This window comes from Candidatus Protochlamydia phocaeensis, from assembly GCF_001545115.1.
Lineage (GTDB): Bacteria > Chlamydiota > Chlamydiia > Chlamydiales > Parachlamydiaceae > Protochlamydia_A > Protochlamydia_A phocaeensis.
In genome coordinates this window covers 226,665-239,938 of sequence record NZ_FCNU01000022.1, presented here as the reverse complement: position 1 = coordinate 239,938, position 13,274 = coordinate 226,665, and the positions used below count along the sequence as shown (strand labels likewise).

At 38.9% G+C, this 13,274-nt stretch carries 5 protein-coding genes; 4 read left to right on the top strand and 1 reads right to left on the bottom strand.

Annotated elements, in window-relative coordinates; translation table 11 throughout:
- Positions 1 to 66: 66 nt before the first annotated feature.
- On the top strand, positions 67 to 1,998 hold the full coding sequence (locus BN3769_RS08425; protein WP_079989487.1) for a gamma-glutamyl-gamma-aminobutyrate hydrolase family protein: 1,932 nt from the start codon (positions 67 to 69) through the stop codon (positions 1,996 to 1,998).
- A 137-nt stretch (positions 1,999 to 2,135) separates the two neighbouring features.
- Positions 2,136 to 6,692: a gamma-glutamyl-gamma-aminobutyrate hydrolase family protein gene (locus tag BN3769_RS08420; protein ID WP_068469513.1), complete on the top strand. Its 4,557-nt coding sequence runs from the start codon at positions 2,136 to 2,138 to the stop codon at positions 6,690 to 6,692.
- A gap of 43 nt (positions 6,693 to 6,735) precedes the next feature.
- On the opposite strand, the gene BN3769_RS08415 is transcribed toward BN3769_RS08420, so the two are convergent.
- Entirely contained in the window at positions 6,736 to 7,953 is a 1,218-nt protein-coding gene (locus BN3769_RS08415; protein WP_068469511.1) for an Hpt domain-containing protein, read from the bottom strand.
- A 286-nt stretch (positions 7,954 to 8,239) separates the two neighbouring features.
- On the opposite strand from BN3769_RS08415, the gene BN3769_RS08410 reads away from it, so the two are divergent.
- Both BN3769_RS08410 and BN3769_RS08405 read left to right on the top strand, forming a co-directional pair.
- Positions 8,240 to 12,850, top strand: coding sequence for a PAS domain S-box protein (locus tag BN3769_RS08410; RefSeq protein WP_068469509.1), 4,611 nt, complete (start codon positions 8,240 to 8,242; stop codon positions 12,848 to 12,850).
- Positions 12,840 to 13,241 carry a response regulator gene (locus BN3769_RS08405; RefSeq protein ID WP_068469508.1) on the top strand — a complete coding sequence of 134 codons (402 nt, stop codon included), beginning with the start codon at positions 12,840 to 12,842 and terminating at the stop codon, positions 13,239 to 13,241. The genes BN3769_RS08410 and BN3769_RS08405 overlap by 11 nt, the downstream gene beginning before the upstream one ends.
- The last annotated feature ends 33 nt before the right edge of the window (positions 13,242 to 13,274 follow it).

Genomic DNA, 13,274 nt, shown 5'->3' with positions numbered 1-13,274 from the left:
AATATAATATCAAATTTTAAATATAAATAGAATAAATTTTAACTTACTTATTTAAATTGGTAATTTATGGGTATTCATTCAATAGCAACGAATTTCATGCAGAGTTTGAATAAAATCGAGTATGATCAATTAAAAGCTGGCGTGCACTCTTTAAACCAAGAAGAAAAAAAATTTATTCTCCTTTGTTCAAATATTGCTAAAAATAAATTATCACCTACTCATCAGTCGACTTCTGATTTTCAGACACTTTCGGAGCGTCTCTTTAAAAAAATAGAGAAACAAAGCAAGACAGATGTAAAATCCTCTCATATCTTCAAAAAGATTTTCAAGAAAATTTTGAATTTTACAGGACTAAGAGTTAGTTCTACTAAAGTAATAGTGGCTATTAAAGGAAAACCACTTACGCAACATTCTCTTAAAAAAGTTTTAGGTGAATTAAAAAAATATAAAGAGTCTCATCCAAATGAGCAAATTAACTTTACTGATTTTTTAAAAGCACGCGGTTATTCGAATCGAATTAATCATTTAAATTTGTACATAGATAAACTCACTATAAATGAACAATTAAGCGTAAGCAAGGCTCCGGCTTGGGGAACAGATCTATTTAACAATGTTAATTTTGAAAATATTTGTTTTGAAAGCTGCAATATAGAAAGTATTTGTTTTGATAAATCTGTTTTTAAAAATTGTCAGTTTAATAATTGTAGTTTAGAAAGAGCTTCTTTTTCTAGTTGTGAATTAAAGAATGTACATTTTTACAAATCCAATTTAGAAGACAGTAGTTTTAATCACTCCACTAGTCAAGGACTCTCTTTCGATCAAAGCAAATTAAACTATGCAAGTTTTTACCAGAATACTTTATCGGCCGCTAGCTGGACATCCTGCCATATGGAGGGAGCGAATTTTTTGGGAGCTAAAGTACACGCTGGGAAGCTGATCAATTGCCAGCTAGAGAATTGCCTGTTATTTGAAGCTCAAAAAGACTTTACCATTCAAGGGAAATCCGAACCACGCGTGACCAAACCTATCATTGGTTTGCCATGGTCTAATGACAAACCTGGAATGACGGCTAATCGAGTCTATATCAACCTAAAAAAGCAAGGCTCCCTTCCAATACGCGTGCACTATAACCCGCCAAAAATTGACCTAACGGTCTTGGATACGGAAGTCAAGGCTTTAATAGAGGCGGATCTTAAAAAAAAGGATAGCCTAAGCATTCCTTCTTCCATGTTGGAAATGGTCAAAAAACATCCCGATAAGCATCCAGCCTTAAGTCTTTTAAGGGAGGAAGCCAAATTGATCTCCTCTCACGTGGACGCGCTATTGTTACCCGGCGGAAATGATATTCAACCAGAGTTTTATGGTGAAAAGGCAGAGCCTAAAACAGTAACCGATGCCGATTACCGCCGCAGCATGCTGGAATTCGGCTTGTTAGATGAAGCACGCACCCGCGGTGTTCCTGTCATGGGCATTTGCCGAGGCTCTCAAATGGCCAATATCTTTTATGGGGGCAAAATTAGGCAAGACGTAGAAGGACAGATGTTCTGCGTACAGTCTTATTCTACGGAACCGGTCAAAAAAGGGGAGGCAACCGGCCTCATTCGTTCTGTTGTCAAAGATGGATCTATAAACGGCTATAGCGCTCACCACCAAGCAAATACGAATATTCCAGACCAGCATTTTGATACGGTCATTACCTATAATGGCATACCAAAAGCATTTGAAGGTAAACGAGGCGCTCCACTGGTTAATCTCCAGTTTCATCCTGAATTTAAAGGAGATGATTCGACATTTCTGACTTTGCTCTTTGGACTACGCTTAAGTAAAACCAACGATAATTTTTTTGATACTTTTATCGACTCGGCAGACGTCTATAGAAAAAAAAGGTCTGTCAATGCGGCCATTAAGGCAGTTGCTTCCACTGAAATGAGTAAAAAGAAAAGAGTCGTTTCTACAGAGCCGAACCCAATTCGAAAGAAAAAATATAAAATAAAGTAATTAAATTATTAAATATTTAGTTTTTTAAAAAATATCTAATTTTTAACTGTCTCTTAATTAAATTTTAATGTTTTATATTTATAAAAAAAGAAAACTTATTTTATAATTATAAACAAACAATTTACCCACTGGTTATTATGAGCGATGTAAATTCTGTTTCCATTAAATCCTTTATCGATGAAATTAATGTTTATAATTTAGAATCAAACTTATCTAAATTAAACAGCTCTGATAAAGAATTTATTGCTTTATGTACAGATATTATTAAATCCAACTTTCAAAAAGTACCCAGTGGATTTACGCTTAATAATGAAGAATTCAATGCGTTAACCAAATCTATTATTTATAAATTATTGGATTTTAAAGATGGTTCAACGCATTCGAAAGTGAATGAGAAAGCCAAGGATCTTTTTAAGGGATCTATTTCCAACTCCGAAGTCTTAGCTAAAGTGAAAGAAGCGACGAGCAATACCGAGGAATTTACACACCTCTTACAAGCGCTTAAAGAATTTAAAGGAAACCATCCTGGCCAAAGAGTGGATTTTGCGGAATTCTTACATCAGCAAGGATGGCCTTCTACTGATTTGAGTAACATCAATTTCAGACAGCTGAGCCTCTTTTTGACGCCTATTTCGAAGGCTGGAACGCCTCCTTACTGGGGAACGGATTTATTTAAGAATGTGGATTTTAAAAACATTCATTTTAAAGATTGCGACTTAGAATACTTAAATTTTTCCGGCTCGACGTTTGAAGGATGTTCCTTTGAAAATTGTAATTTAAAGAACGCGGTTTTATGTGAAACAATCTTTAGGAATACGTCCTTTAATAACGCCTACTTGCAAGATGCCCTTTTTGATGGCAGCGAATTGAGGGATGTCCGTTTTGGATCCGCGCAGTTAGAATATGCCAATTTTTATGATTGCCGTTTAGAAGGCGTTGACTTTCAATCTTGCGAAATGACAGGAACGAATTTCTTTGAAGCCCAAGTGGACGAAGGGAAAAGCTGCCGTCTGACCGATTGCGATTTGACCAATTGCTTATTGTTTGAAGCCAAAAAGCATTTTGCGATTAGCGGAGGCACACCGCATATCGTGACCAAGCCTGTGGTTGTTCTGCCTTGGAATAACCATAAACCCGGTTTGATGGCTACGCGTACCAACCGTTCGCTCAAGCATGCGGATAGTATTCCTGTTAAGTTTCATTACTTTCCCTCCAAGATTGATACGACTCTCTTAGGGGATCAGGTTAAAGAACAAATGGAATATATTAAAAACCATCCCGAAGAAGAAAAATTAAGCATTCCGGAAGCGATTTTGCGAAGAACTATGGCGACTGAAGAGAGCCGCATAGATAATTCTGAAATTTATAAGCTTGTTTCCCATGCCGCCAAATTGGCTAAAGCGACAGATGCCATGATGCTGCCTGGAGGCAGCGACATTGAGCCTGAGTTTTATGGTCAGGAGAAAGCTAAGGAAACCGTTACAGATCCCGACTATCGTAGAAGCCTTTTTGAATTTGCTTTGATTAGAGAAGCTAGAGAGAAAGGCCTTCCTTTAATGGGAATTTGCCGAGGCTCTCAATTAGGCAATATTTTTTATGGCGGAACCCTGCAACAGCATATCGAAGGCCATAAATTCAAAATTCAAGCCTTTCAATTCCTACCTGTAGAAGAGGGGCAGGCGAAGGGAATTATACGAGGACTTGCCAAAAAGGGTAAATTGGAAGGGTACTCAGAGCACCATCAAGCCATCGATCAAATTGGCGAAGGCCTAGAAAAAGTTGCTGTTTTTCAGAGAAAAATAGAGACGACCCAAAACGGCAAAAAAATTGTTACCATGCAAGAGACGACTAAAGCGCTAGAAGGCAAAAAGGGAGCGCCTCTGATCTTGACTCAATTCCATCCCGAATACTTTGCAGATTCCGAGCCCAATAAAGACTCTGCCAATTTTGCTTTTTCTAGTGAAAATAAAGCTTTTATGTCCGCTTTTACCGGAGAGGCAGCGAGGCATAGACAGAAGCAGATCGTAGGAGAAGACGTTAAACAATTCGCAGCTGAAGGGAAAAAATTGCGAGTGACTCCCGCACCCACTCCTATTGAACCTCAAAAGCAGAAATCTGTTAAAGTAGAACCCGAGCCTGTTCTGACTTTTGCTCAAAAAATTCAAAATTTTGCCTCTAAAGTTTTAAATTCTATTAAATCTTTTTTCTCATCTATTTCGCAAACGTTTGCGAGCTGGGGCTCAAAAAAAGCAAAAGCGGTAAAGAGTGCTACGACGTCGCCCTCTTCTCCAATCAGTTCTGTGAATGACATAGCTGTGCCTGTTATAAAAAATACCATCGATGCGCATGCCCTCTTAGAGGGCAAAGAAGAAATTGCTCCTTCGCAATTTGCCTGGCATCTTAACTTGGGCCTATTAAGAAGCGCCTACAATGATACGAAAGATCCAAAAGTTAAAAGGCAAATTGAATTCTTGATCAATAATTATTTGGATAAATCCGCTCCCATGCGGTCAAAAGCTACAAAAGAATTGGTAAAAGATTTTGAGGGCAATTATCAAGCGCATCCGCAGTCCGACTATTTATATTATCGAACTGAATTTCTCAAAAAATTGGAATTGACCGCTCCTTTTAATAAAGATTTAGCCCTTGCAGATAAAAGTCCTTTAATCCTTACAGATACGGACGAGTTAGACCACTTATTCCCAATCAGCTTTCATGTCATGAATGAACAAGCAGGGGAAAAAGAATGGGGGCAAGCAATGGCCCAAGTGCTTGCTAAGCATTTTGATAAAAATGGCATAAAAAAGGGATTGGAAGGCACTCTGCATGGCGGAATCTTATTTGATTTAACGTCTCAGCTAGCTGCAAATATCCGCACAAATGGCTCGCAAGAAAAAGAGGAGCAATTTGTCCAGCAGTTAAATGAATTTAAAGAAAAACTCAATATGGCAATCGATGAAGCCGTTGACCGCCTAGCTGATCAATACCCCGAGTTAAGAGAGGATGAAGAGGCGAGGAATAAGGTGAAAGCCTATCTTAAAAAGAACATAACCGCTTTGTCTCGCTTGAAAGTAAATGAAAATATGGGCGGAATAAAAGTTCTTCCACTCTTCACCGATAAATTAGATGGGAAAACATTAGAGAAAGATCACGAAGAGTTTGTCGAATTTCTTAACCACACGGGAACCATTTTAGGCGCCGTCAATATGCGCAGATATGTCATGAATGCGCATGAATCTCGCCCCGATATTCATTATGCCGTACAAGGCGATAACGCGCTTTACTTTAAGAAAAAAACGGATTTGGCAGATATGGCGCTCATGAAGCGGCTTACAAAAAAGTTTGCTTCAAGCGAATTGATGAAGGAGAATCCTCATTTAGCCATTCTGGGGCAATCAACCATGCAACTAGTAAATGGGATGATGGCTCAAATCAGCGAAGATAAATGGCGCACCCTCAATGCCGATCACGCCACAAGGAAGATTATTCAGACGACTCTTTATCAGCTCAAAGAGCGCTTGGCTATGGCGGAATTCCAGATGAATGACTTTCCAAAATTTGCCCAAGAGATTGAATTGGCTCATGCGGAAATGGCGACCTTGCTTGAGCTCTTTCGTCCCTATGAAGAAAAAGATTTTCCTAAAATTTTTAAAGAGCAATTAAAGGCGATTGTTCCGGAAAATCTTCAGGCCTCTGTCCAAACCGGCGTAGGTAAAACAGCTGTCAACCTCTTTGCAGGTATGAATGCCGCTCTCTTAAAGCAGAATCCCGAGGCTGTCAGATGCTATAGTAAAGGGCTTTATTATGAACAAGCCTTTACAATGGGGCATGACTATACATTTGAAGAAATGATGAAAGATGAGACCGTTAAAGCGGTTGACTTCTATGCTTGTCAGACCAATCCAAACATTGAAATTGGTGCGACTCATCATCACTATGAAAAAGTGGACATCGCAAGCGATATCCAGCAAATTCTAGAAAAAAACAGAAAATCGGCGGCAAAAGTGCCTTTGACCGTTGCGGTTGATTGCACAATCGAATACCTCAAATCGGAAGAAGTCAAAGCCTTGCTAGCGAAATTTCAAGAAGAGATCAAAGCTGGGGAATTAAACCTTGTATTCTTCCATAGCGGGCAAAAATTTGATATGCTAGGGATGGACAATTACTACGGCTCGCCCTTTTTCATGGTCAATAACGGCTCCTCTCAGTGGACGCCATTTAATGGTTTATTAAGAAATCCGGTCCATAAGACGGATCCTCTCAGCCAGCAGTGGTTTTGCCTATCAAATCAATATGCAGCCGATACAATAGACCAGTACCGCAAACAAATTTTTGACAACACAAAAGATCTGATCAAAAAAATCCCTCAGCGTTTACAGCCTACTCAACCAGGCACTCAAAAGGTTTGGGTAAGCACGTTTGATGATAAAATTGAACCTAGCTTTATCGACATCAAGTTTGTAGGTAAGGGGCACCGCGCAAAAGCAAAAGACATGATCAAGAAGTTTTACCAAAAATGCGATGAACATGACGTTAAAGCCTTTAGAAGGCCAAGCTTTGGATTTTATCATCCCAATATCACCTTGCTGGATACCGAGTCCGATGTCACAAGCCTCCGCATTAATCCGGGCTTGAATCCTAAAGAGACCGCTGTCCTTGTTGAATATCTGGAAGAGCTTGCCAAAAGTTTATAATTAAGTTTATTCTAGCAAGGCCTGATGACAAATGAATGGATCATCAGGCCTTTTTTATTGCTGCATTAATGGCTTCTAAAACATCCCTTATATTTTCTTCCGTCAAGTTAGGCTTAAAAATATAATCAATTTCAGCTCCGATTGCTTTCATCCAATTGTCAATCGTATTTTGTTTGAGAATAATCCCAAATTGTCTTGGAGGATATTTCGCTTCTTTTCTGACCTGCTCAATGAGTTGATAACCATTTATTTTTCCTTTAGCATAGCTTTCCTCGGCAATTAAGCAGAAATAGTGAATATCTTCCGTTTTTAGCCGTTCCAAAACCTTATCTGGATTAGGTTCCACTTCCGTTTTAATAAACATTTCCATGCATTTTTTCTTAAAAAGATAAAGGATGGCGGATCCTTGAATAGCAAGAATCACGGCTTGGCTTGCTTCAGCGCTCTTTGCTGAAGATAAAAGGGGAGGCTTAACCGAAGAGGGACTGCTATCCGCGTCTAATGTTTCGCTTGTTAAGGCAGGCTTTGCGTCCTTGTCTTCTTTTGGAATCACATGCTGAAAATAAAGCCTTAAATCAATGAGGAACTGCTGAAGGTAGCAAATTAAATCCTCCGGTATTTTATCCTTTTTTTCTTGCGCCAGAAAGGCTTGAACACGTTCTTCGCATTTCCTGCAAATTCGACTCGTTTCCAAATAGCCGTAAGTCCCTGCACTTCCCGTTATTTTATGCACTTCCAAGCGCAACTCGCTTAAAGGATCAATATGCGAGGGATCATTTCGAATTGTCTTAAATAGAGCCTCTAAGCTTTGAAATTTAGGATAAAGAGATGCGCGGTATTTATTTTGAAGAGCTGGCGGCAAAGTCTTGCGAATGTCTTCGTTTTTTCCCGCGCTGTGATCCATATCAAAGTTGCTTATTAATCCGACTAGATAGGAATAAGAAGGGAAAGGAGGCAAAATATACTCTATTTTGTCGTTCTGTTTTAAGGCCTGATAATCCTCTAATTGATCAAAAACTGGCGATAAAAGAGCGATAAATAGATTTTTTTTTGATTCAGCTCGTATCCATTGAATAAAGGCTAAGTACTCTTTAGCATAGGTTTCTCGAATAATAATGCCTTGATAGTCTTCTTGTTCAATCTTTCTTTTAGCTTCTTCTTCCTGATTGACTTTATCTAACAAAATATGGGCAGACTGACAGATTTTATCTAAAGAATTAATAAGGTTGGTCGAATTATCCAGTAAAAGCAGATGTGTCATAGAAACTCTTCATTTTCTTTTTCAGATACTTTATTACCGATTGTTTAAAATTTTGCTATCTCACCAATAAAGTATCTCTTGAGTCTAGAGCGTATTTCTAAATGGCTATTGACGTTATTCGCGTATTTATCCCATGAGAAAAAGGCATAGATTAAAATGTTTATTTGAAATGCTTCCCCAAAAAAGATATATAGATTACATAGAGATATTTAGAAAGTCTTTAAGAAGCTATCTTAAAATCGCTAAGAGAGTGCGTGTTTGCAAAGGCTAACGATAAAATTCAATTATGAAATTTGACAAATATTCAAGAGTCACTCGAGCGATCGCGCTGGTAACAGGGTTTATCTCCCTGGCGATCTCGTTAATTCACTTGATCAGCTGGCATATCCATTATTATCCCGTTTTAGAGATAGGCGCTGATCTTCCTCCCATCCAATATAATACGGCCCTTTTACTGGCTTTATCTAGCCTTGCGCTTATTTATGATATTTTGATTTCGAATCACTTCTCCTTAAGCCGCTGGCTGGGATTCATAATAGGGGGCTGGGGCCTGCTAACCTTAATTGAATATGTAGGAAAAATTGATTTAGGGATCGATGAGCTCTTTTTCAAATCCTATATTGTTAGCCCATCTTATTATCCTGGACGCATGTCTCCCTTAACAGCCCTTGCCTTTATCTTTATCGGATCGGCTTTCTCATTCTTATCTCATCAGCGTATCAATCCAACTCGCAGTACACTTGCCTTTATTTTTACTATTCTTGTTTTTGCAGTTGGATTCTTTGGTCTGTTTAACTACTTCATTTCTATTCAAACCACATTAGGGATTAGCCATGCAACAGCTATGGCTCTATTGACGGGGATTACCTTAATTCTTCTTTCAATTGGAATTTTATCTAGAATCTTATATTTCAATCACATTCACCATATTGATATTTCTTACCTGTATCCTTTTTTAGTTTCTATTGGCGTTTTTCTTTTTTGTCTTTTGGAAATCTGGGGCGTTTGGCATGGCCAAGCTCAATCCCTTCACCGAGATATTAAAGAAAAAGCTCGGGAAATCCGCGCCAATCTTTCATTTGAACTGGAAGAAAAAGGATTTCTTCTTGTTAGGATGGTTAGGCGGACTGAATTAAGGCCGATTTCTATAAATTCTACTGAATGGGAACAAGATGCCCTTTTTTTAATGGAAAATGTTCACGATCTGAAGCAAATTGCCTGGCTGGATTCCGATTTCCATGTACAAAATTTCATCCCAAAGCAAGCCCAATTAGTTGACTTTTCTAATTTGTTTTCAGATGAGTTAAAGCAAGAAGTTGAAACGATTCCTTCCTCTCGCTTTCTTATTAAATATTTTTCTCCTTATCTCATTTTCATCATTCCTCCTGATGAAACTCAGAATATGTATTTAGTTGGCCTAGCGAATAGCTATCAGCTTTTTGACACTATTATCCAAAATTTAGCTTCTACAGACTATACCATTCAAGTTCTTCAGGACTCTATTCTCATTTATCAACTCAATGAGTCTCCCACACCCACAATGAAACAGTGGAGCGACCAAAGCCATTTAGAGTTGCCTGGCCTCGATTTGATTCTAGACGTTTTTCCTTCCACAGCAAAAATCAATGAAACAATCAATCAAGAGATTAGATGGATAAGCATACTGGGAGGATTCCTTTTAAGCTGTATACTAGGAATCCTGATTTATTTATGGCAGTTTAGCCAGAGAAAGCTTAAGCAAATCCAGCAAATCAGTGAAGAACTCACTGAAAATCAGGATAAGCTCGATTTAGCTTTAAAATCGGCGGAGATGGGAGTTTGGTCTTGGAATTTGGAGACAGATCAAGTCTTTACCGATTCGCACACGTCAAGTTTTCTTGGCTTGCCAAATAGAGCGTCTTTAAGAAGTTGGGATGAAGCTTTTATTTATGTTTTAGAGGAAGATAAAAACCGGCTCAAATTGCAATTAAATGAAGCTTTGAATAATAGAGGCTCCCTGGAAACCCATATCCGCATCGCTTCTCCCCAGCAGCCCTTTCGTTATCTTTCGATAAAAGGAAAGATAGGGGTAGTTGAGAAGGAAAGTACGCTTAAGATGACGGGAATTTGCTGGGATATCACGGAAAACCAGCGAAATTTAAAACTGCTAGAGGGGCAATTAGCAGTAGCCAAAATCCTTCAAACCTCTATTAGCATTAAAGAAGCAGCTCCGAAAATTTTAGAGGCATTGGGAAAAGATCTGGAATGGGATATAGCTGTGTTTTGGGAGTTAAAAGATAATGCCCAAGAAATGGAGTGCCTGAATATTTGGCATGTCCCGTCTTTTAATATAGAAGAATTTGAAAAGGAAACACGCGACTTAATTTTACATAAAGGACAAAGCTTTTTAGGTGAAATATGGGACTATGTGGGGCCTTTATGGATACAAGATATCGAATTAAAGCATAACTTTGCACAGGCAGAGAAAGCTCGCGCAATAGGATTAAAAGGAGCGCTTGGATTTCCTATCTTAGCCATGCAAAAAGACAAAAATATCGTTCTAGGAGTCATTGAATTTTTCAGACGGACACGTTTTAACGATAAAATCGATATTTTTTTTCTTAATTTTTGCTACGCGATCGGTTCGACTATCGGTCTCTTTATGCAGCAAAAGAAAGATGAGAGTGCGCAAGCCTTTTTAGCTTCCATTGTTCAATGCTCTAACGAGGCTATTATTAGCAAGAATCTAGATGGCATCATCACGAGTTGGAATAAAGGCGCCGAACAAATCTTTTATTATACGGAAGAAGAGGCGATTGGCAAATCTGTTCAAATACTTTATCCTCCAGAAAAATTTGAAGAGCTTCAATATATATTAGATATAACCAGCCGAGGGGAATTCATCTCAACACTTGAAACAGTGCGGAAGCGAAAAAATGGAGAACTATGCTGGTGCTTAGCTGCGTTTTCTCCAATCAAAGATCGGACTGGAGCAATTGTGGGATCGTGTGCAATCGCACGAGATATTTCGGAATTTAAACGCGCACAAGAGGAAGCGCAAAAACACCAAGAAAATTTCCGGGCCTTTATTGAAACGACCAATGATTGGATATGGTCAATTGATGCAGAAGGAAAAATTACCTTTTCCAATAACGCCATAAAGACCATCTTGGGATATAAGGTAGAAGAAATTATAGGCGCCGATATCTCATTTTTATTAGATGCAGGAGATAGAAAAAAATGGACTCAAGAATTTAAAAATTATCTCAACAAACAGAAAGGGTGGATTGCCCTAGTTCATCAATGGAGGCATAAAAATGGCTCCATTAAATGGTTGGAGAGCAATGCCGAGCCTATCATAAGTGCACAAGGGGAAATTACCGGCTATCGAGGTGCAGACCGCGATATCACAGAACGGGTGCATGCTGATAAAGTGAAGAACGAGTTTATTTCAGTAGTCAGCCATGAACTGAGAACCCCGCTTACTTCTATTCGCGGATCTCTTGGCCTATTAATTGGAAAATCAAAAGAAGAATTAAAGCCCCGCTCCCTTCATCTCATTGAAATTGCCTATAACAATTGCGAACGTCTGATCCGCCTCATCAACGACATTTTAGATATGGAAAAAATGGAGGTAGGAAAGATAGAGCTTCACTTTGAACCGCTTAATATTGATGACTTGATCCATACAGCTGTCGAAAGCAGCCAATCCTATGCAGAAAAATTTAAAGTCCAAATAAAGGTTGAACAGTTGACAGAGGGAGCAAAGATTTTTGGAAGCGCTGATCGCCTGCTGCAAGTCCTGGATAATCTTCTTTCTAATGCAATTAAATTCTCAAATCCAAATGGCCACGTATTTATCAGCGCGACACAGAATACGACTAGCGTTCGCGTGTCTATCAAAGATGAGGGATGCGGAATTGAGGATTCATTTCAAAATCAAGTGTTTAAGAAATTCGCTCAAGCGGATGCATCAAGCTCAAGACCTTCTGCAGGAACGGGCCTTGGATTATACATTTGTAAAAACATTATTGAAAAACATGGGGGAACGATTCACTTCATTTCAAAAGTCAAAGAAGGAACAACCTTTTATTTTGATCTTCCTAAATGGCATGAAGCCGTTCCTTTGATTCAATGCCTCCCTCAAGACAGCAGTATTGCCCCTTTTTTACTTATTCTCTCTAGCAATACGGAATTTTCTAAAAATTTAAAGCGCGAGTTGGAGGAAAATGGACTTTTAGCTGATATCGTCAGTACGCTTTCGCAAGCGACTGTACTCGTTCAAAAGCAGGCATATAGCGCCGCTATTATTGACGTTGAAGGCATAAAAGGCGAGGATATCGAACTAATTAAGGAAATTTACAATAAGGGATTAAATCCCCAACTTCCGATTATTCTCGTTTCCAGCGATCAGGAAAAAAATAAAGAAATGGGAAAAATCTTTCCTATTTTTGGATGGCTGGACAAACAAGCGGATTCAGGACAAATTTCTACTTTTATTCAAGGAATCAAGAAAAGGCTGAATTCGCAATTGCCAAAAGTCTTATACGTAGAAGATGATCTGGAATTAATAGAAGTCATTAAAATCATTGTAAAAGACCAATTACAGATTTTTCCCGTTTGTACTTTAAAAGAAGCGCGAGAAAAATTGGCAAGCGAAGAATTTGATTTAGTCTTGCTAGATTTGATCCTTCCGGACGGAACGGGAGCGGACCTTCTTCCTTGCCTGAACCCGCGGACCGGTCAAATCATTCCCGTGGTTATTTTCTCGGCACGGGAAGAAGACCGTCAATACGGTAGCGAAGTTAAACGGTTTTTAGTGAAATCGCGAACAACAGAAAGCGAGCTGATTCGAATCCTTAAATCAATCATAGCCTCCAAAGAAACCCAGATAATTGAGGAAGATTATGGCCAATAAACCTCTCAAGAAAATTATTATAGCAGATGATGAAGAGAACATTTTGGACATTCTAAAATACTGCATGGAAGATTTGCCGGACGTTGAAGTGCACTATTTGGGATCAGGCCAAGAAGCCTTGCAAGATGCCTTAACCTTCCAGCCGGATCTGATCATATTGGATTTTATGATGCCCGGAATGGACGGACAAGCCACGCTTCAGGCTTTGCGGCTCATTCCTTCTCTCTCTAAAATTCCGGTTGTTTTTTTGACTGCCAAGGTCCAAAAGAATGAAATAGATGAATTTATCAGAATGGGAGCTAGCAATGTCATTGCAAAGCCCTTCGATCCCATGACTTTAGCTGAAACGATAAAAAACGAGTGGGAACGCATTAATTCTCAAGCATCTTAGAGGGTAAACCCCATAAGGTTCTCCCTAGAGGCA

What these genes read in the sequence shown, in the direction of transcription:
- BN3769_RS08410 (WP_068469509.1), top strand. Translation starts at nt 8,240, where the DNA reads ATGAAATTTGACAAATATTCAAGAGTCACTCGAGCGATCGCGCTGGTA.
- BN3769_RS08405 (WP_068469508.1), top strand. Translation starts at nt 12,840, where the DNA reads ATGGCCAATAAACCTCTCAAGAAAATTATTATAGCAGATGATGAAGAG.
- BN3769_RS08425 (WP_079989487.1), top strand. Translation starts at nt 67, where the DNA reads ATGGGTATTCATTCAATAGCAACGAATTTCATGCAGAGTTTGAATAAA.
- BN3769_RS08415 (WP_068469511.1), bottom strand. Translation starts at nt 7,953, where the DNA reads ATGACACATCTGCTTTTACTGGATAATTCGACCAACCTTATTAATTCT.
- BN3769_RS08420 (WP_068469513.1), top strand. Translation starts at nt 2,136, where the DNA reads ATGAGCGATGTAAATTCTGTTTCCATTAAATCCTTTATCGATGAAATT.